Here is an 18,689-nt window from a genome sequence, read left to right as displayed (position 1 = left end):
AACAAAATCAAAAGCTTGCACAAGAATCCCCCATCAATAATTGTCTCATCGGCATCCGGGATTCAGGCCATGCCACAGCGCAGCGCCATATGAATGGGAGCTTTCCATGGCAATCACACACTGCCTGACATCCGACAGCGCATGGCCGAATGGCGCAATTCGCCGCCGCTGGAGTCCCGCAGAACTGCTTGCACTCGAACGCTGGGCCGGCGTCCTGCCCGTGCAGGTGATCTGCCGGCGGCTGGACCGCAGCGAACGCTCCGTTCGCTGCCAGATGCACAGGCGCGGCCTGAGCACCCGGGTCCGCGAGGGCGTCGGGCTGCGGCAGGTCTGCGAGGACCTGCAGTTGTCCGCCCGGACGGTGAAGGCCTTCATCCTCGATGGCCGCCTGCGCCTGCACAGCGCACAGGTGCACGGCGGGGTGGTGGCGCAGCTTGATTGGTCCCTGCGCCGCTGGCTGCAGACGGCACAAAGCCGCTTGTGCCGTGTCAGCCATTTGAGGGTTCCCGAGACATCCCTCAGGCGCTTTGCGCGGGAAGCGGATTTCGGCGCATCAGGCAGCCGCACGGACGCGGCATGGCAACACTGGGCATCCGGCTAGCCCCTGCGCGGCACGGGCCGGGCCCTGAATGTCCAGCTGCGGTTTCGGCCCTTCGCCTACGACTGCCGCGAGCGCCAGCATGCAGACTGGCACGCATGTCCCATGGCAGGCGAGGCAGTCATCTCGACCATCTGTCGGCACTTCAGTCGGCACTTCAGTCGGCACTCCCGTCGGCACACCTTTCGGCACATCCACCGGCAGCGGAGACCTCCACGGGACCTGGTGCCACAGTCAAAGGAATCAGACAGCATGAAAAACCCACCCACCACCGCCCTCGACGTGATCATCGTCGGTGCCGGCTCGGCCGGACTGTCGGCGCTGCGCGAGGTGCGCAAGCACACGGAGCATTTCGCCATCGTCAACGACGGGCCCTGGGGAACGACCTGTGCGCGGGTGGGATGCATGCCGTCCAAGTTGCTGATCGAGGCGGCCAACGCCTTCCATGCACGCCATCACTTCGATGCCTTCGGCATACGCGGCGCGAGCGGGCTGCAGCTGGATCTGTCCGCCGTTTTGCGCCGCGTGCGCAAGCTGCGCGACGAGTTCGTGGCAAGCACGATCAAGGCCACGGAGGGCCTGGGCTGGCGGGCCATCGACGGGCGTGCCAGGCTGCTGGCAGCCAATCGGATCGAGGTCAACGGCAAGGTGCTGGCTGCGCGCAAGCTCATCCTCGCTCCGGGCTCCAGCCCCGTGGTGCCGGAGGAATGGAAGCGCTTTGGCAAGCGCATCCTGACCACCGACACCTTGTTCGAACGCAAGACGCTGGGCCCGCGCGTGGCCGTCGTCGGCCTGGGTCCGCTGGGCGTGGAGATTGCACAGGCGCTGGCACGGCTGGGACTGGAGGTCACCGCACTGGGACGCGGCCCGAAGCTGGCGGGCCTGTCCGACCCGAATGTCACCGACGCATTGCGGCATCTGCTTGAGAAAGAGATGACGGTGATCACCGACCATGAAGTGCAGTTGAGCAAGGGCCCGGACAGCAGCATCGTCGTGCGTGCAGGCGACACCCGCATTGTCGTGGACCACGTGGTGGCCGCCATGGGCCGGCGCCCGCAGCTGGAAGGCCTGGGCCTTGAGACGCTGGGGCTTGAGCTGGACGAGCATGGGCAGCCGCCCGTGAGCCGCGAGACACTGCAGGTCGGCGAGCTGCCGCTGTTCCTCGCGGGCGATGCCAATGGCGACCGCCCCTTGTTGCATGAGGCCGTGGACGAAGGCCATATCGCCGGCACCAACGCCATGGCAGAGAACGTGGCCTGCTTTGAGCGGCGCGCGCCGCTGTCCATTGTCTTCAGCTCGCCCAACGCGGCCGTCGTGGGCCAGCCCATGAAGGCGCTGCTGGGGCAGGACTTCGTGGTGGGCCGCGTGGATTTCGCGCACCAGGGGCGTGCACGCGCTGCGCAGCGCAACGCGGGCCTGCTTCACGTCTATGCGGACCCGGCCAGCGGCCTGCTGCTGGGCTCGGAAATGTGCGCACCGGGCGGCGAGCATCTGGCCCATCTGCTGGCCCTGGCCGTGCAGCAGCAACTGACCGTGCACGAGTTGCTGCGTGCGCCCATCTATCACCCCGTGCTGGAAGAGGGCCTGCGCACCGCCCTGCGCGACGCGGTGCGCCAGCTGCGCGAGCCGCCGCCGTCCGACCTGGGCAACTGCGATCCCTTGCCCATGGACGATTGATCTCGCGCGGCCCAGGGCCGCACGCGGATCAAGCCCGGGGCGCGCTCTGCTGTGCGCTTCCTTCCGACAGCGTCCACCCGCCATTGCCATCGACCGCCAGCGCGTGGGTATGGAAACCCGCCAGCGTGCTGCGGTGGCCCACGCTCACCAGCATGGTCGAGCGCATCTGCTCGCGCAGCAGGTTGTACAGCGCATGCTCCAGGCCCTCGTCCATGGCCGAGGTGGATTCATCGAGAAAGACGATGGCGGGCCGGTTGAACAGCACGCGGGCAAAGGCCAGGCGCTGCTGCTCGCCAATCGACAGGATGCGGGACCAATCCTGGTTGACATCCAGCTTGTCGGCCAGATGGGCCAGGCTGACCTGGCGCAGCGCCTGCTGCAGCCGCTCGTCGTCCTGCGACGATGCATCGGCGGGATAGGCAATGGCCGTGCGCAGATCACCCAGCGGCAGATACGGACGTTGAGACAGGAACAGCGCCTGGTGGCCGCCAGGGCGGCCCACCGTGCCTTCGGCGTGCGGCCACAGGCCGGCAATGGACCGCAGCAAGGTGGTCTTGCCGCTGCCCGAAGGCCCCTTGATCAGCAGCGCCTGGCCGGGAATGAGCTTCAGTTGCAGGCCGCTGAGCAGGTGGTGGCCATCAGGGCGGCTGACCTGCAGGTCCTCGATGTCCAGGGCGCCGGGTTGCTCTCTGTGGACGACCTGGGGCAGTTCGCGGGTCTGGGCATTGGCATCCAGAAAGCCGCACAGGCGGTCCAGCGCAGCGCGGTACTGGGCGAAGGTGTCGTAGGAGGTCCGGAAGAAGGACAGCGCATCCTGCACCTGCCCAAAGGCCTGCGAGGTCTGCATCACATCACCGAGCTTGATGGCACCGCTGAAAAAGCGCGGCGCCTGCAGCAGAAAGGGAAAGACCACGGCCACCTGGTTGACGGTGAGGTTGAATCCGTCGAATTTGAGGCTGCGGTAGACCAGGGCCCAGACATTGGCGATCAATGCCGAGAAGCGCGTCAAAAGCGTGTTGCGCTCGATGGCCGCGCCCTGGTAGAAGGCGATGTTCTCCGCGTATTCGCGCACGCGCACCAGGGCGTAGCGGAAGTTGGCGGTCAGCCTCTCGTTCAGGAAGTTCAGCCGGATCAGCGGCTGGCCCAGGCGAAAGGCGATCAGCGTGGCGATGATCACATAGATGTAGACCGCAAAGACCATGGCCCGCGGAACCTCCACGCCCGCCACGGCAATGGGCGCGGACAGCCCCCAGAGAATGCCCGTGAACGCCACCAGCGAAACCACGGCGCTGACGGCGCCCAACGCCAGGGTCAGCGAGTTCGAGACAAAGGTGTTCACATCCAGCTCGATGCGCTGGTCGGGGTTGTCCACCGGCTCGTCCAGGAAGTGGCTGCGATAGTAGGCATCGCCGCGCATCCAGTCGGTGGTCACGCGCTCGTTGAGCCAGACCCGCCAGCGAATGCGAAACGCCTGGTTCACATAGAAATTGAACAGCTCGCGCAGGATGTGGATGGTGGCCAGCACCGCGAAGATGCCCAGGAATCGCCAAAAGCCCTTCTGGTCCAGCTCCTGCAGCGCGCTGTAGAAGCCGTTGTACCAAAAGGAGAACAGCACGTTCATGCGCACCGAGACCAGGGCCAGCACCAGCAGCAGCATGAACACCAGCAGCGGCCACCAGCTGTTTCTGGGGTGCAGGAACGGGCCGGCCAGCTGCCAGAACTGCCGACCCCAGCGGGTGAATCGCACCAGCAGCAGCGCCACGGCCGCGAAAGCCACGACGGTGATCACTGAGGCCGCCGCCAGCCAGACCAGGCTTTCCTGCAGCGCCTTGCTCCAATCCATGTCCATGCTGGAGATCCTCGGGTTGTGTGGGTGGAGAGAATCTACTCCTGTTCAGGCAGGCCGGCGGGCAGGCCTGGGCGCATGCCGGCAGCAAGCCATCTGCGCTTGCAATGCCCCCATCGCCGTTGCCGATGGGGCCGCTGCCGACGAGGCCGCTGCGCAGGATTAATATTCCGTGCGTGCCACCCCGAGGCAGGCACGGAGACAGGATCGGCCCGCACGGTTCCACCCCATGACAACAGCGATGCCGTCCCCGGGCCCTGCCCGGGCGGCCCAGACACAAGCCAGAACATGCCCGCATCGCCGCCCCAGGCTTCCCCGCCACACGACACCGCCGATGCGCCTGCCCAGCGCCCCGCCCCCGCCAACCTGCGCGACCTGTTCTGGTCCTTCACCTGGCTGGCCCTGCAGGGCTTTGGCGGCGTGCTGGCCGTGGTGCAGCGCGAGCTGGTCGAGAAAAAGCGCTGGCTGACCAACGACGAGTTCGTGGAGGACTGGGCCGTGGCCCAGATCATGCCCGGGCCCAATGTGGTCAACCTGTCCATCACCATTGGCGAGCGCTACTTCGGCTGGCGTGGCGCCGTGGTCGCCGTGTGCGGGATGCTGTGCTTTCCCATGCTGCTGGTGCTGACGCTGACCGTGATCTATTCGCAGCTGGCCGACCACCCCGCCATGGCCGGGGCGCTGCGCGGCATGGGCGCCGTCGCGGCCGGCCTGGTGGCGGGCATGGGGCTGAAGCTGACCAGCACGCTGAGCCGCCACCCGCTGGGGCGCTGGTGCAGCGCGGCCCTGGCGCTGGCCTCGTTCATTGCCATGGCCGTGCTGCGCGTGCCGCTGGCCTGGGTGCTGCTGGTGGTCGGCGGTGCCGGCTGCGTGCTGACCTGGAGAAAGCTCGCCCCATGAACGCCGCCCACCAGATCGCCCTGAACCTGCAGCCCGCCGACTGGCTGCAGTTGCTGCTGTATTTCCTGACGCTGTCGCTGATGGCCGTAGGCGGCGCCATTGCCACGGCGCCCGACATGCACCGCTTCCTGGTCGATGGCCACGGCTGGCTCAGCGAGGCGCAGTTCAGCAGCTCCATCGCCATCGCCCAGGCGGCGCCCGGGCCCAATGTTCTCTTCATCGCCCTGCTGGGCTGGAACCTGGGCCTGAACGCGGGCGGGGGCACCGGGCCGCTGGCATGGACCTTTGGCGCGCTGGGCGTGACCATCTGCATGGTCGGCATCCTGCTGCCCAGCTCCCTGCTGGCCTGGCAGGCCTCGCGCTGGGGCCAGCGCAACAAGAACCGGCGCGGCGTACGTGCCTTCAAGCAGGGCATGGGGCCGCTGGTCATCGGGCTGCTGCTGGCCACGGGCTGGCTGCTGGGCAGCGCCAGCGGCCGCCCGGCCCAGGACTGGCGCCTGTGGCTGCTGACCCTGGCCTGCGCCCTGCTGGTGTGGCGCACGCGCATCCACCTGCTGTGGCTGCTGGGTGCGGGCGCGCTGCTGGGTGCGCTGGGCTGGATCTGAGAGGTCCTGAGGACTACCCTGGTTTTTTCGTCAAAAGGAGCCGTACATGGCGCAAGCCCCTTCCCTTCGTTCCCTGGGCCGCAGCGGCCTGCAGGTCTCGCCGCTGTGCTTTGGCGGCAATGTCTTCGGCTGGACCGTGGACGAGGCCACGTCGTTCTCGCTGCTCGACGCCTGGCTGGATGCCGGCATGAACTTCATCGACACGGCCGACGTGTACTCGCGCTGGGCGCCGGGCCATGCGGGCGGCGAGTCGGAGACCGTGATCGGCAAATGGCTCAGGCGCAGCGGACGGCGCGCCGACATCGTGCTGGCCACCAAGGTCGGCAAGGACATGGGCGAGGGCCGGGTGGGCCTGCGCCCCGAGTACATCCGCCAGGCCGTGGATGCCTCGCTGCAGCGCCTGCAGACGGACTACATCGACCTGTACCAGTCGCATGACGACGACGCCAGCGTGCCGCTGGCCGATACCCTGGGCGCCTTTGCAGACCTGATCGCCGCAGGCAAGGTGCGGGCCATCGGCGCCTCCAACCACAGCGCGCCGCGCCTGGCCGAGGCCCTGCGCACCAGCGCCGAGCTGGGCCTGCCGCGCTACGAGAGCCTGCAGCCGCTGTACAACCTGTACGACCGCGCCGTGCTGGAGCGCGATCTGGCGCCGCTGTGCGCGGCCGAGCAGGTGGGCATCATCAACTTCTATGCGCTGGCAGCAGGTTTTCTGACGGGCAAGTACCGCAGCAGCGAAGACGCAGCCAAGAGTGCGCGCGGCGGCAAGACCGTGGCCACCTACCTGAACCCGCGCGGCCTGCGCATTGTGCAAGCCCTGGACGCCGTGGCTGCGCGCCTGAACAGCCAGCCCGCGTGCGTGGCCCTGGCTTGGCAGATGCAGCGCCCGTTTGTGACCTCGCCCATCGCAAGCGCGACCTCGCTGGCCCAGTTGCAGCAACTGGTGCAGGCCACGCGCCTACAGCTGTCGGCTCAGGACGTGGCCGAGCTTAACCAGGCCAGTCAGGAAGAAGGCGCAAGGGACTGACCTGCGCAGGCCAGGGCAGCCTGCCCGCCCTGGCCCGGGGCCTCTCAGCCCGCCAGCAGCGCGGGCAGGATCTGGGCCGATGGGCCGCGCAGGCACTGGTGCGCTGCGTCATCCAGCTCGGAAGGTGCCGGGTTGATGACGGCCACGTGCGCGCCTGCCCGGCGCGCGATTCGGGCCAGCCCCGCTGCCGGATACACGGCGCCCGAGGTGCCGACCACCAGCAGCACCTCGCAGCGCTGCACGGCAGCCTCGGCGGCCTGCCATACGCCCATGGGCAGGGACTCGCCGAACCAGACCACGCCCGGGCGCACCAGGTTGCCGCAAACAGGGCACTGCGGAGGCTCGCCAGGGTTCTGCCCGGCCAGGTCGCAGCAGGCGCGGGGCCGCTCGAGCCAACGGTCGCGCATCAACTCGCCATGCAAGCACAGCACGCCGGGGCTGCCCGCGCGCTGGTGCAGGCCATCCACGTTCTGCGTGACCAGGGTCATGCGGCCCGGGTGCTGCAAGGCCCATTGCGCCAGCGCATGGTGGCCTGCATTGGGCTGCACTGCCGCCACGGCCTCGCGCCGGTGCGCATACCACTGCCACACGCGCTGCGGATGGGCGCGAAAGCCCGCCTCGCTGGCCATGTCCTGCGGGTTGAACTGCGCCCAATAGCTGTTCTTGTCATCGCGGAACGTGGGCACGCCGGACTCGGCACTGACGCCTGCGCCCGTGAGCACGGCGATGTGCGCTGCATGCGCGATGCGCTCGCGCAGCTCGTGCAGCTCACCCTGGCCGGGCAGTTCAGCGGCAGCCGCAGGCAGCGAAGTGGGGGAAGGTTCGTCGGGCATTGGAGGGCGAAGGAAAAAAAGCAGGCCATTGTGCGGCAGCGCCGCCCCAGGGCGCATCAAATGCCTTTTTCCACCATCTCCAGCAGGCGCAGCGCCAGCGCACGCCGCTGCTCGGGTGTGGCACGGCGCAGCGGGCCGTCGATCACCAGCAAGGCCATGCCGTGCACGGCCGACCAGGCCAGGAACTCGGCCTGGGGACGGCGCTCGGGCGGCAGCACGCCGGCCTCGGCCATGCTGTCCAGCGCGTAGCCCAGCAGCTCGAACGGGTTCAGGCCCATGGCCGCCGCACGCGTGGTGTCGGGCGGCAGGTCCACGTCGTACTCGACGGAGGCAAAGGCCGTGCGGAACCAGCCGGTCTCCGTCTGGGCAAAGCCCAGGTAGCCCCGGCCCACGGCAGCCAGCAAGGCGCGTGAGCGCTGCAGCGCATCGGGCAGGGCACGGGCCTGGACCATTTCGGCCTCGATGGCCGCGGCCAGTGCGCCCAGGGCCGCAGCGCGCACGGCATCAAACAGTGCCTGGCGGTTGGCAAAGTGACGATAGGCCGCATTCGGCGCCACGCCCGCCCGCCGCGTGGCCTCGCGCAGCACGATGGCCTGGGGACCACCTTCACGCGCCAGTGCCAGGCCAGCCTCGACCAGGGCCTGGCGCAGGTCGCCGTGGTGGTATGACTCACGCCTGACACGTCGCTGCGTCACTGTTTTAGTTCCTTTTTCTTTCTGCATGACCACGTCACACGCAAGGGACGACAGCCCTGCCCCGCCGATTTACAGCTTGACACCGAAGCTGACAGCGCCTGATGTGGACAGCGTCCATTTTAGTCCCTAGCATATGTGAACGGCGTACACACGCCGGGCAGAAATCGATAAAAAGCCGGCATCGAACGGCAAAAACGGTTTTCACCGTCACCAAGGAGACAAGCATGGCTTTGCACACCGGCCGCATCCAGCCCTGCCTCTGGTTTGACAACCAGGGCGAGCAGGCGGCGCGCTTCTATACGGAAGTCTTTCCCGATTCCCGCATCACGGCCATTGCCCGCTATGGCGAAGCCGGCCACGACATCCACGGCAGGCCGGCGGGCAGCGTGATGACGGTGCAATTCGAGCTGGACGGCCAGCCCTTTCTGGCGCTCAACGGCGGCCCGATGTTCCGCTTCAACGAGGCCGTCTCGCTGATGGTCAGTTGCGATACGCAGGACGAGATAGATCACTACTGGGGCGCCCTGTCCGAGGGCGGCGACCCGGCGGCGCGTCAATGCGGCTGGCTCAAGGACCGCCATGGCCTGTCTTGGCAAATCGTTCCGGCCCAGATGGCGGGCTGGATGGGGGGCCCCGACATGGCCGCCGCCCAGCGCGTGATGCAGGCCCTGCTGGGCATGCAAAAGCTGGACATCGCCGCCCTTGAGCGGGCGCATGACGGCCGCTGAGGCCTCCTGCGCCCATCCTCCCACTCCTCTCCCCTCGCCACCAACCACTTCAGGAGCATTCCATGCAATTCATCCCCTATCTGAACTTCAACGGCAACTGCGCCGAGGCCTTTGCCTTCTACGCCAAGCTGTTCGGCGGCACCATCGTGCACCAGAGCACCTTTGGCGAGACACCGGGCATGGAGCAGATGCCCGATTCCGCCAAGGGGCTCATCATGCATGCCCACCTGCAGATCAAGGACCAGGCACTGATGGCCTCGGACGCCACCGACAACTGCGGTGGCGGTGGCTACCAGCAGGCCCAGGGCATGTGGATCTCGATCGGCGTGGACGACGCCACCGAAGGCGGCCGCATCTTCAACGCGCTGGCCGAAGGCGGCAAGGTGACCATGCCCTTCCAGGCCACGTTCTGGTCGCCGGGCTTTGGCATGGTGACGGACCGCTTCAACACACCCTGGATGGTCAACGTCAAGGGCGAGGCCTGAACAAGGCCGGCCGACACATTGCCTCTGTCACCCAAGAAGGAGTCTTCATGAACGCCAATCCCGTCGTCTGGTTCGAGATCCATGTGCAGGACATGGCGCGTGCGCGCCGGTTCTATGAAACCGTCTTCCAGGGCAAGCTGGAGCATCTGCCCGCGCCCGATGGCTCCGACAGCCAGGAGATGCTGTCCTTTCCGATGGACATGACAGGCCCCGGCGCGGGCGGAATGCTGGTGCGGATGGACGGCGCACCTTCCGGCGGCGGCGGCACCCTGGTCTATTTCGGCTGCGAGGACTGCGCCATCGAACAGGGCCGCGTCGAGGCCGCAGGCGGGCGCATCGAGCAGGCCAAATTCTCCATAGGCCCCCACGGGCACTGCGCCGTCGTGGTGGACACCGAGGGCAACCGAATCGGCCTGCATTCCATGCAATGAGAAGCGCCATGACAGCACAAGACATTCCCGAACACGCCAACGACCTGGTGCTCACGCGCCTGCTGAACATTTCCGCCGACAGGCTCTACCGCTGCTGGACCGAACCCGCGCTGATCCAGCAATGGTTTGCGCCCAGCCCCTGGAGCGTGTCCCGCGTGGACAACGATGTGCGGCCCGGCGGCCACAGCCTCATCGTCATGCGCAGCCCTGAAGGCCAGGAGATGCCCGGGCGCGGTGTCTACCTGGAAGTCATTCCCAACCGCCGCCTGGTCTTCACCGACGCCTTCACCCAAGGCTGGGTGCCAGCCGACAAGCCCTTCATGACGGGCATCGTCAGCTTCGATCCCGAAGGCAGCCAGACCCGCTATACCGCCCGGGTGCGCCATTGGAGTGCTGCCGACCGCGCCCAGCACGAAGCCATGGGTTTTCACACCGGCTGGGGCCAGTGCACCGACCAGCTGGCCGAGCTCGCAGCCCGGCTCTGAAGCCGGATTTCACCAGGAGAGAGCCATGCACTACATCGACGGATTCGTGCTGCCCGTTCCCCGGGCCAACCTGCAGGCCTACCGCGAGGTGGCGCAGGCCGCAGGCAAGGTATGGATGGAGTACGGCGCGCTGCAGTACTGGGAATGCGCGGGCGACGACGTGCCCGTGGGCAAGCTGACCTCGTTTCCCCAGGCCGTGCAGCTCAAGGAAGGCGAGATCGTGTTCTTCTCATGGATCATCTATGCGTCGCGCGCAGAGCGCGATCGCATCAATGCCGCCGTCATGAAGGACCCGCGCATTGCCTCCATGGACCCGGCCACCATGCCCTTCGACGCCAAGCGCATGTTCTGGGGCGGCTTCGAGAGCGTGGTGGAACTGGGCACGGGCGAGGGTGCAAGTGCGGGCGCCAGCGGCGCGCCGGCCTAGATCTGGTCAGCCGGGGCGGCAGACACGGCAGGCGTGGTGCCCTGGCCGCGCTGGCGCAGCGCTTCGTACAGGCACACGCCGCTGGCCACGGACACGTTGAGGCTGGAGACGGCGCCCATCATGGGGATGCCGATCAGCTCGTCGCAGGTCTTGCGCGTGAGCTGGCGCATGCCGTCGCCTTCGGCGCCCAGCACCAGGGCCGTGGGGCCCGTGAGGTCCACCTCGTACAGGGTCTTGGGCGCATCGTCGCTGGTGCCGATGATCCAGATGTCGCGCTCCTTGAGCTCATTGAGCGTGCGCGCCAGGTTGGTGACCATGAAATAGGGCACGGTCTCGGCCGCGCCGCTGGCCACCTTGGCCACGGTGGCGTTCACGCCTACCGCATGGTCCTTGGGCGCAATCACCGCATGGGCGCCAGCGCCATCGGCCACGCGCAGGCAGGCCCCCAGGTTGTGCGGATCGGTCACGCCGTCCAGCACCAGCAGCAGCGGCTTGCTGATGCCGTCAGCCTCCAGCTGCTCCAGCAATTCGTCCAGCGAATGCACCTGGGCCACCGCCTCCACGCGAGCGGCCACGCCCTGGTGGCCATGGCTGCCAGCCAGCTTGGCAAGGCGTTCGCCGTCGGCCTCGATCAGTCGGACGCCGGCCGACTTGGCGCGGTCGAGGAACTGGCGCATGCGCGCATCGCGGCGCGTGGCCTCGTAGTAGACCTCGATGATGGATTGGGGTGCGGTCTTCATGCGCACGCCGACGGCGTGGAAGCCGAAGAGAACTTTGGGGGACGACATGGGGCGCAATTATCCCGCCAATTGAGCGGCGCCCCGGGCCCCGCCTTGCGAAGCCCGTCTGCGCGCAACGGCTCCTGTGGTTTTTACGTAGCCGCTACACTGCGCGGCTTGGCCGCCTTCCAGCAGCCCTGCACATTGCGGCATGCACCGTAGCCACGGGCATGCCGCTTTGCATTTTTCCATCGCTTGAGTTTTTTCCTTTTCTTTGCCAACCATCATGCTCAAAGCCCTCTTCGCCCGGCTTGCCCGCACCAGCCTGGTCGGCCAGATCGCCATCAGCCTGGTCGCTGGCGGCCTGCTGGCCTGGCTCTGGCCCGAGGCCGCCCAGTCCGTGTCCCTGCTGGGCACGCTGTTCATCTCCGCCCTCAAGGCCGTGGCGCCCGTGCTGGTACTGCTGCTGGTGGTCTCGGCCACCAGCAACCACCGGCCTGGCCAGGCCACGCAGATCCGCCCCATCCTGTGGCTGTATGTGCTGGGCACCTTTGCGGCGGCCGTGGTCGCCGTGGCGGCCAGCATGGCCTTCCCTTCCACCATACAGTTCAAGGATGCCGCCCCGGCCCAGGGCGCGCCCGGGCGCATTGGCGAAGTGCTGATGGCCCTGGTGCAAAGCGCCTTCGACAACCCCGTGCGTGCGCTGATGAATGCCAACTACATCGGCATCCTCGCCTGGGCACTGGCCATGGGCATGGCCCTGCGCCATGCCTCGGAGTCCACGCGCACCGTGATGCAGGACCTGGGCCAGGCCATCACCCGCGTGATCCAGGGCGTGATCCGTCTGGCGCCGCTGGGCATCTTCGGCCTGGTGGCCGGCACCTTTGCCCAGTCGGGCCTGGAAAAGCTGCTGGACTACGCGCACCTGCTGGCCGTGCTGCTGGGCTGCATGCTCTTCGTGGCCCTGGTGGTGAACCCGCTCATCGTCTGGACACAGACGCGCCGCAACCCCTATCCGCTGGTGCTGACCTGCCTGCGCGAGAGCGCGGTGACGGCCTTCTTCACGCGCAGCTCGGCCGCCAACATCCCCGTGAACCTGGCGTTGGCCAAGCGCCTGGGCCTGGATGAGGACACCTACAGCGTCTCCATCCCGCTGGGCGCAACCATCAACATGGCCGGCGCCGCCGTCACCATCAGCGTGCTCTCGCTGGCTGCGGCCCATACGCTGGGCATCGAGGTCGATCTGCTGACCGCCATCTTGCTGTGCGTGGTGTCCGCGGTCTGCGCCTGCGGAGCCTCGGGCGTGGCCGGCGGCTCGCTGCTGCTGATTCCGCTGGCCTGCAGCCTGTTCGGCATCTCCAACGATCTGGCCATGCAGGTGGTGGGCGTGGGCTTTGTGATCGGCGTGATCCAGGACTCGGCCGAAACCGCGCTGAATTCCTCGACCGACGTGATCTTCACGGCCGCTGCCTGCGAGGCAGCCGGGCGCCGTGAGGCCGTGGCGGCCTGAGCGCCACCCCTTGCTGGCGTCCCATCAGGCCGCCAGCGCCTGCCCCTCTTCGATGCTGGCAACGCGGCCGGCCTCGATGGTCACGCGGCGCTCGCAGCGCGCGGCGATGGCTCGGTCGTGCGTGACCATGACCAGCGTCGTGCCGCGTTCGCGGTTGAGCGCGAACATCAGCTCCATGATGGTTTCGCCGGTCGCAAAGTCCAGGCTGCCCGTGGGCTCGTCGGCCAGCAGCACGGCGGGCTCGACCACGAAGGCGCGGGCCAGCGCCACGCGCTGCTGCTCGCCGCCCGACAGCAGCTTGGGATAGTGACCCAGGCGCTGGCCCAGGCCCACGCGCTCCAGCATCTCGGTGGCGCGGCGGCGGGCCTCGCGGCTGCCCGCCAGCTCCAGCGGCAGCATCACGTTCTCCAGCGCCGTCAGATTGCCCAGCAGCTGGAAGCTCTGGAACACAAAGCCCAGCTTTTGCGCGCGCACGGCGGCGCGTGCATCCTCATCCAGCGCGAACATGTCCTGGCCCTGCAGCCGCACCGTGCCGCGCGTGGGCGTATCCAGGCCGGCAAGAATGGACAGCAGCGTGCTCTTGCCCGAGCCCGAGGCACCGACGATGGCCACGGTTTCCCTTGCGGCAAAACGCAGATCGATATCCCGCAGAATATCCAGTGTTCCGGTCGAATCGCTGACCGACTTGAAGACATGCTCGACTTCGATCAGGGGCTGGGCAGTGCTTTGTGACATGGAGGATGGAAAGACGATGCAAGACAAGCTGCGCGCAATGCGCCGACGCCGCCACTTTATATCGGCCGGCTTGGCCTTCGGCCTGCTGGGTACTTGGACGGCCACGTCCACATGGGCAGCCGAGCCGGGCCCGCTGCTGGTGCTGGGCGACTCGCTGAGTGCCGAATACGGACTGGCCCGTGGCACGGGCTGGGTGGCACTGCTGCAAAAGCGCCTGCAGGAGAGCCCAAAGAATGTGCCGCTGGTCAACGCCAGCGTGAGTGGCGAGACCACCTCGGGCGGCCGCTCTCGCCTGCCTGCCTTGCTCAAGCAGCACAAGCCATCGGTGGTGGTGATCGAATTGGGTGGCAACGATGCGCTGCGGGGTCTGCCGCTGCAAAGCACGCAGGGCAATCTGGACGCCATGGTGCGCGCGGCCCGGGATGCCGGTGCCAAGGTGCTGCTGGTGGGCATGCAGGTGCCGCCCAACTATGGCAGCGGCTATACGCGCCAGTTCGAGCAGCTGTTTGCCAAGGTGGCGCAGGAGCAGAAGGTGCCGCTGGTGCCCTTCCTGCTGGCCGGCATCGGTGATGCGGCCGATTCGGCCCAGTGGTTCCAGGCCGACCGCATCCACCCCACGGCCAAGGCCCAGCCGCGCATGCTGGACAACGTCTGGCCCCAGCTCAGCAAGCTGCTGCCCTGAGCTCAGGGCAGGCAGGGTGTCAGCTGCCGCGGCCTTCCTCGCCGGGACGGGCTGCTGCAGAAGATGCCTGCGCATTACCTTCTGAGCCGCCGCCCTCATGGTCGTCGGGTCTTTTTTCAGCCTTGGCCTTCTCCTTCTCTAGCTTCTTCTGCTTCTTGGCCAGTTCGCGCTGGCGTTTTTCATAGGCGTAATTGGGTGTCGCCACAGGTGGACTCCTCTGTTGTTGCAAGCCCCACTGTAGCCGCAAGACGGGGCATGCCAGGAAAACCTCAGGATATGGTGGACGCAGGCACGGCGGAATCGCCCACGCTGCAACGGTATGCATGCCAACTGGCACAACCCAGCAAAGGCCCCACCAGCAGCAGGCCCGCGCCATACCACCACAGGGAAACCGCCACCAGCACAGTGATGATTGCGGCCCACTGCAGCATGACGGCCAGGTTCAGGCCGACCACGCGCATGCTGGTGATGCAGGCCGTGAGTGCGTCGCTGGCCCGATCCAGCATGGCCGGCAGCGCCACCACCATGCTGGCGAATACCAGGGCCGCGAAGGCGCCGCCGACCAGCAGGTAGATGGCCAGGAATTCCCAGTTCTCGGGCCGCGCCACGGCCTGCAGCATGCCGGCCGTGGTCGGCATGCCGGTATCGAAGAACACGGCAAAGACCACCATGGAGGCGCGCGCCCAGAGCATCTCCAGCACCAGCAGCACCATGACCAGCATGCCCATGCTGCCCATCTGCGTGTCCCAGCAGGTCAGCGAGCTGCTCAGTTGGGGCGGCAAGCCCCGCTCCAGCCTGCGGCTGGTGTCGTACAGGCCCATGGCCAGGAAGGGGCCGATCAGCAGGCAGCCGCTTGCCATGGCCATGCTGTATTCCGGGCTGGCGCGGAACACCCAGCCGATCAGCAGGGCCATGGCCCAGAAGCACAGGCCGTAGAACAGCGCCACGCCGGGCGCACGCCGCAGATCGCTCCAGCCCAGGGCCAGCCAGCGCCAGGGATCGGCCATGCGCAGCAGTTGCACCTGCAGCATGCCGGCCGGGTTGTCGGAAGCTTTCTCGGGAGCGGGGGATGCCTGCATGCCTGGACCTCCTGGATCAGCGAGTCCAAAGTTATCGCAGCCATGGCACTGCTGCCATGGCGGAAACTACCGAGGCCCGCCCAGACCCCCAGGTCTGTACCCGAGTCTGCACTCAGGCCTGGACCAGCTTGCCCGGCTGGCCGGGCAGCACCTTCCAGGCCGCATCGCGCACAGCCTGGTACTGGCGGCTGAACACGGTGTCCACGTAGATCCACTCGGCCTGGCAAGCCTGCGGCGTGGCCGTGACGATCATGTAGCCACGGCGCGAGGTATCGCAGTACTTGAGCGTGGAGATGAATTGCAGCAGCGCGCCACGCAGCTGGGCCGGGTCCTGGCCAGACAGGTATTCCTCGAAACCCGGCGAGCTGACGGACGAGGTCGCGAACTCCACGCCCACGCCCTGCCCGCTGCGGTCACGCAGTTCGCTGGCCCAGGCATTGTGGGTGTCGCCCGCCAGCACGACCAGGTTCTTGCCCAGGCTGCGCGCCGTGGCCAGCACGGTCTCGCGTGCCACGGCATAGCCGTCCCAGGCATCGAGGTTGTAGGGAATGCTGGGCTGGGCCAGGATGGCCTTTTCCGCCGCCGTCAGGCTGGCCGGGTTGACCTGCGCCTTGGCCAGCAGCGCCGCGTAGGCCGGCAGCGAGACACCGCTGCCGGGGCTGAGGATGTCCATCAGCAAGGGCGCCGGCAGCTCCATGCGCCCCATCAGGACCTGCTGGCCCAGCACCTGCCAGGTAGCCTGCGAGGCCGCCAGCTGCTGGCCCAGCCACTGGGTCTGGGTGGCGCCCATGAGCTGGCGCGCAGGATTGGCCATGTCGGAGGTGAAGCGTGCCGCGTCCAGGCCCTGGGCGGTGAAGTAGTCGGCGTAGTCCAGTTGTTTGTCGCGGCCGATGACGCGCGTGTCCAGCATGTGCAGCGCCAGCAGGTCGCCGAAGGCGAAGCTGCGGTAGATGATCTCGGGCTGCGCGTTGCGCGTGGGCATCCACTCGTGATAGGCCTTGAGCGCGGCCACCTTGCGCAATTCGAAATCGCCCTCGGTGGCCGGCTGGTGGTTTTCGGCGCCGTGCATCCAGGTGTCGTTGGAGACTTCGTGATCGTCCCAGACGGCGATCATGGGCGCCGCCGCATGCAGGGCCTGCAGGTCGGCATCGCTCTTGTACTGGGCATGGCGCTGGCGGTAGTCGGCCAGGCTGACGATTTCGTTGGACGGCAGGCTCTGGCGCTGCATGGCTTCGGCCTTGCCATTGGCATAGCCTCCGCGTGCGTATTCATAGATGTAGTCGCCCAGGTGCACGGTGGCATCCAGGTCGCCCTGGCGCGCGGCATGCGCGTAGACATTGAAGTAGCCCGCCGGGTAGTTGGCGCAGGAGAACACGGCCAGCTTGACCTGCTGCACGGCGCCCACGGGCAGGGTGCGCGTGCGGCCCGTGGCGCTGGTCATGCCCTGGCAGCGAAAGCGGTAGTGGTAGCGCGTGGCGGGCTTGAGGCCCATGGCGTCGGCCTTGAAGGTGAAGTCCTGGGTGGCGCGCGCCATGGCCTTGCCCGACACCACGATGGTCTTGAAGTCGGCGTCCGAGGCCAGCTCCCACTCCACCTCGATGTCGCTGGAATGGCCCTGGGGTGGCGTCACGCGGGTCCAGAGGATGACGCGGTCGCTCAACGGGTCGCCGCTGGCCACGCCGTGGCGGAACTCGACGGGAATGCTGCTGTCGCCATCGGAGCCGCCGCAGCCGGCCAGTGGCAGCGCCAGGGCCGATGCGCCCATGCCGCGCACGAAATGGCGGCGGCTGGCCACGATGCCGGGCCCATTGGACGCGGTTTTCGCGTGCTGCAGGATATTGGTGATGCTCTCTTTGTGCTTCATGCTGGACCAGGGCCTGGAGGCCCCCGTGGGATGGTATGAAGCCAACGAGCATCGGTGCTGCCGGTGACAGGCGCATGTCACCGGCGCCTGGCGCTCAACTATGCGAACGCGGCGGCCAGGGCCTGCTCCAGGTCGGCACGCAGGTCCTGCACGGCCTCCAGGCCGATGGCAAAGCGCACCACGGTGCCGCTGCGCAGCTGGGGCGTGGGGCAGCTGCGCATGGACGGCAGCTCATAGGGCACGACCAGGCTGATGGGGCCGCCCCAGCTGTAGCCGATCTTGAACAGGCGCAGGCTGTCGCAGAAGCGGTCCACGGCCTGCTGGCCGTGGCGCGGGTCGATGACCACGCTGAACAGGCCGGCCGCCACGCCCTCGCCGCCGCCGGCTGCGCCGCACAGGGCCTTCCAGTTCTCGTGGCCTGGAGCGCCTTCCAGCGCGGGATGCAGCACCTGGACCACGGCCGGCTGCTGCTGCAGCCAGCGCGCCAGCTCGCGCGCGGCGCGGTCCTGTGCGTGGTAGCGCAGCGCAATGCTGGGCAGCGAGCGCAGCACGGCCTCGGTGTCGTTGCCGCCCACGCCCAGGCCCAGGCGCATATGGGCCAGCTTGATGCGCATGTGCAGCGCCTGGTCGCGCGTGATGATGCTGCCCATGAGCACATCGCCACCGCCGCTGGGGTACTTGGTCAGCGCATGGACGGTGGCGTCCACGCCCAGGCTGTGCGAGCCGTCGCCCAGCAGGTCGAAGGGATTGAAGGCCAGGCCCGCACCCCAGGTGTTGTCCAGCACGGTGGTGATGCCGCGCGCGCGGCACAGGCGCACCATGGCGATGAGGTCAGGGAACTCCATGGTCACCGAGCCCGGCGCCTCCAGCCAGACCAAACGCGTCTTGGGCGTGATTTTGGCTTCGAGGTCGGCAACATCCATGGCGTCGTAGCACTGGTGGCGCACGCCGAAATGGGCCAGCTCGCCCTCGCTCAGGGTCTTGTTGGGACCATAGGCGTTGTCGGGCAGCAGCATCTCGTCGCCGGTGCGCAGCAGGGCCAGGGAGGTGGTGGCGATGGCCGCCAGGCCGCTGGGCACCAGCAGGCATTGCAGGCCGCCTTCCAGCGCGCTCAGGCGCTCTTCCAGCAAGAACGTGGTGGGCGTGCCGTGCAGGCCGTAGGTGTAGCTGCTCTTGTCCAGCCACTGGCGGCGGCGCATGGCCGCCACGTTCTCGAAGATCACCGTCGAGGCCTTGTGCACCGGCGGCTGCGGCGCGACAAAGCCTTCGGGCGGCTGGTAGGGATGGTGGATGAGATGGGTGCTGATCTGCAGGTCGGGTGTGCTCATGCAGCGCATCTTATGCGCTGGGCCACGGCGTTCAG

The 18,689-nt window shown here is 67.5% G+C and carries 21 protein-coding genes; 12 read left to right on the top strand and 9 right to left on the bottom strand.

Translation table 11 applies throughout. The annotated features are described in order from the left end of the window. Positions 1–106: 106 nt before the first annotated feature. Positions 107–601: a hypothetical protein gene (locus DELCS14_RS13910; protein WP_013802196.1), complete on the top strand. Its 495-nt coding sequence runs from the start codon at positions 107–109 to the stop codon at positions 599–601. Between the two features lie 249 nt (positions 602–850). Then, the gene (locus DELCS14_RS13905) at positions 851–2,275 is read left to right on the top strand and encodes a dihydrolipoyl dehydrogenase (protein ID WP_013802195.1); all 1,425 of its coding nucleotides are present in this window, start codon (positions 851–853) and stop codon (positions 2,273–2,275) included. Positions 2,276–2,303: 28 nt separating this feature from the next. Here DELCS14_RS13905 and DELCS14_RS13900 read toward each other — a convergent pair whose 3' ends face one another. After that, positions 2,304–4,124 (bottom strand): ABC transporter ATP-binding protein/permease, encoded by a 1,821-nt coding sequence (locus DELCS14_RS13900; RefSeq protein ID WP_013802194.1) that lies wholly within the window; start codon positions 4,122–4,124, stop codon positions 2,304–2,306. A 285-nt stretch (positions 4,125–4,409) separates the two neighbouring features. Between DELCS14_RS13900 and DELCS14_RS13895 the strand changes: the two genes are divergently transcribed. The 3 genes from DELCS14_RS13895 to DELCS14_RS13885 are packed head-to-tail and all read left to right on the top strand — an operon-like array spanning position 4,410 to position 6,653. Then, positions 4,410–5,021 (top strand): chromate transporter, encoded by a 612-nt coding sequence (locus tag DELCS14_RS13895; protein WP_013802193.1) that lies wholly within the window; start codon positions 4,410–4,412, stop codon positions 5,019–5,021. Further along, positions 5,018–5,626: a chromate transporter gene (locus tag DELCS14_RS13890; RefSeq protein ID WP_013802192.1), complete on the top strand. Its 609-nt coding sequence runs from the start codon at positions 5,018–5,020 to the stop codon at positions 5,624–5,626. The genes DELCS14_RS13895 and DELCS14_RS13890 overlap by 4 nt, the downstream gene beginning before the upstream one ends. 46 nt (positions 5,627–5,672) lie before the next feature. Beyond that, positions 5,673–6,653 carry an aldo/keto reductase gene (locus DELCS14_RS13885; protein WP_013802191.1) on the top strand — a complete coding sequence of 327 codons (981 nt, stop codon included), beginning with the start codon at positions 5,673–5,675 and terminating at the stop codon, positions 6,651–6,653. 44 nt (positions 6,654–6,697) lie between these two features. Here the strand turns inward: DELCS14_RS13885 and DELCS14_RS13880 are convergent, their stop codons facing one another. Both DELCS14_RS13880 and DELCS14_RS13875 read right to left on the bottom strand, forming a co-directional pair. Further along, a complete protein-coding gene (locus DELCS14_RS13880) occupies positions 6,698–7,543 on the bottom strand; it encodes an NAD-dependent deacylase (RefSeq protein ID WP_043796117.1) in 846 nt (281 codons plus the stop codon). Further along, positions 7,543–8,181 carry a TetR/AcrR family transcriptional regulator gene (locus DELCS14_RS13875; RefSeq protein WP_013802189.1) on the bottom strand — a complete coding sequence of 213 codons (639 nt, stop codon included), beginning with the start codon at positions 8,179–8,181 and terminating at the stop codon, positions 7,543–7,545. Before DELCS14_RS13875 ends, DELCS14_RS13880 begins: the two co-directional genes overlap by 1 nt. Before the next feature lie 224 nt (positions 8,182–8,405). Here DELCS14_RS13875 and DELCS14_RS13870 point away from each other — a divergent pair, with 224 nt between their 5' ends. The 5 genes from DELCS14_RS13870 (at position 8,406) to DELCS14_RS13850 (ending at position 10,737) form a co-directional block, all read left to right on the top strand. Beyond that, positions 8,406–8,909 (top strand): VOC family protein, encoded by a 504-nt coding sequence (locus tag DELCS14_RS13870; protein WP_013802188.1) that lies wholly within the window; start codon positions 8,406–8,408, stop codon positions 8,907–8,909. Between the two features lie 62 nt (positions 8,910–8,971). Next, positions 8,972–9,394, top strand: a complete 423-nt coding sequence (locus tag DELCS14_RS13865; RefSeq protein WP_013802187.1) for a VOC family protein — start codon at positions 8,972–8,974, stop codon at positions 9,392–9,394. A 47-nt stretch (positions 9,395–9,441) separates the two neighbouring features. Beyond that, entirely contained in the window at positions 9,442–9,825 is a 384-nt protein-coding gene (locus tag DELCS14_RS13860; RefSeq protein WP_013802186.1) for a VOC family protein, read from the top strand. An 8-nt stretch (positions 9,826–9,833) separates the two neighbouring features. Beyond that, positions 9,834–10,310 (top strand): SRPBCC family protein, encoded by a 477-nt coding sequence (locus tag DELCS14_RS13855; protein ID WP_013802185.1) that lies wholly within the window; start codon positions 9,834–9,836, stop codon positions 10,308–10,310. A gap of 25 nt (positions 10,311–10,335) precedes the next feature. Continuing rightward, positions 10,336–10,737 carry a DUF1428 domain-containing protein gene (locus DELCS14_RS13850; protein ID WP_013802184.1) on the top strand — a complete coding sequence of 134 codons (402 nt, stop codon included), beginning with the start codon at positions 10,336–10,338 and terminating at the stop codon, positions 10,735–10,737. Here DELCS14_RS13850 and rlmB read toward each other — a convergent pair. Further along, on the bottom strand, positions 10,734–11,525 hold the full coding sequence (gene rlmB / locus DELCS14_RS13845; protein ID WP_012205857.1) for a 23S rRNA (guanosine(2251)-2'-O)-methyltransferase RlmB: 792 nt from the start codon (positions 11,523–11,525) through the stop codon (positions 10,734–10,736). The two genes, DELCS14_RS13850 and rlmB, sit on opposite strands and share 4 nt — an antisense overlap. 217 nt (positions 11,526–11,742) lie before the next feature. Between rlmB and sstT the strand changes: the two genes are divergently transcribed. Then, on the top strand, positions 11,743–12,966 hold the full coding sequence (gene sstT, locus DELCS14_RS13840; protein WP_013802183.1) for a serine/threonine transporter SstT: 1,224 nt from the start codon (positions 11,743–11,745) through the stop codon (positions 12,964–12,966). A gap of 24 nt (positions 12,967–12,990) precedes the next feature. On the opposite strand, the gene DELCS14_RS13835 is transcribed toward sstT, so the two are convergent. Further along, on the bottom strand, positions 12,991–13,701 hold the full coding sequence (locus DELCS14_RS13835; RefSeq protein ID WP_013802182.1) for an ABC transporter ATP-binding protein: 711 nt from the start codon (positions 13,699–13,701) through the stop codon (positions 12,991–12,993). 16 nt (positions 13,702–13,717) lie between these two features. Between DELCS14_RS13835 and DELCS14_RS13830 the strand changes: the two genes are divergently transcribed. Continuing rightward, the gene (locus DELCS14_RS13830; RefSeq protein WP_013802181.1) at positions 13,718–14,383 is read left to right on the top strand and encodes an arylesterase; all 666 of its coding nucleotides are present in this window, start codon (positions 13,718–13,720) and stop codon (positions 14,381–14,383) included. A gap of 19 nt (positions 14,384–14,402) precedes the next feature. Here DELCS14_RS13830 and DELCS14_RS29905 read toward each other — a convergent pair whose 3' ends face one another. The 4 genes from DELCS14_RS29905 to DELCS14_RS13815 form a co-directional block, all read right to left on the bottom strand. Then, positions 14,403–14,588 carry a hypothetical protein gene (locus DELCS14_RS29905; RefSeq protein ID WP_013802180.1) on the bottom strand — a complete coding sequence of 62 codons (186 nt, stop codon included), beginning with the start codon at positions 14,586–14,588 and terminating at the stop codon, positions 14,403–14,405. Positions 14,589–14,652: 64 nt separating this feature from the next. After that, a complete protein-coding gene (locus DELCS14_RS13825) occupies positions 14,653–15,462 on the bottom strand; it encodes a DUF2189 domain-containing protein (protein ID WP_013802179.1) in 810 nt (269 codons plus the stop codon). A 112-nt stretch (positions 15,463–15,574) separates the two neighbouring features. Then, positions 15,575–17,326: an alkaline phosphatase D family protein gene (locus DELCS14_RS13820; RefSeq protein WP_013802178.1), complete on the bottom strand. Its 1,752-nt coding sequence runs from the start codon at positions 17,324–17,326 to the stop codon at positions 15,575–15,577. Between the two features lie 98 nt (positions 17,327–17,424). Next, a complete protein-coding gene (locus DELCS14_RS13815; protein WP_013802177.1) occupies positions 17,425–18,654 on the bottom strand; it encodes a PLP-dependent transferase in 1,230 nt (409 codons plus the stop codon). Between the last annotated feature and the right edge of the window lie 35 nt (positions 18,655–18,689).

The sequence above is a fragment of the Delftia sp. Cs1-4 genome (assembly GCF_000214395.1).
Taxonomy (GTDB): domain Bacteria; phylum Pseudomonadota; class Gammaproteobacteria; order Burkholderiales; family Burkholderiaceae_C; genus Comamonas; species Comamonas acidovorans.
This window is presented reverse-complemented; position numbering and strand designations above follow the sequence as displayed.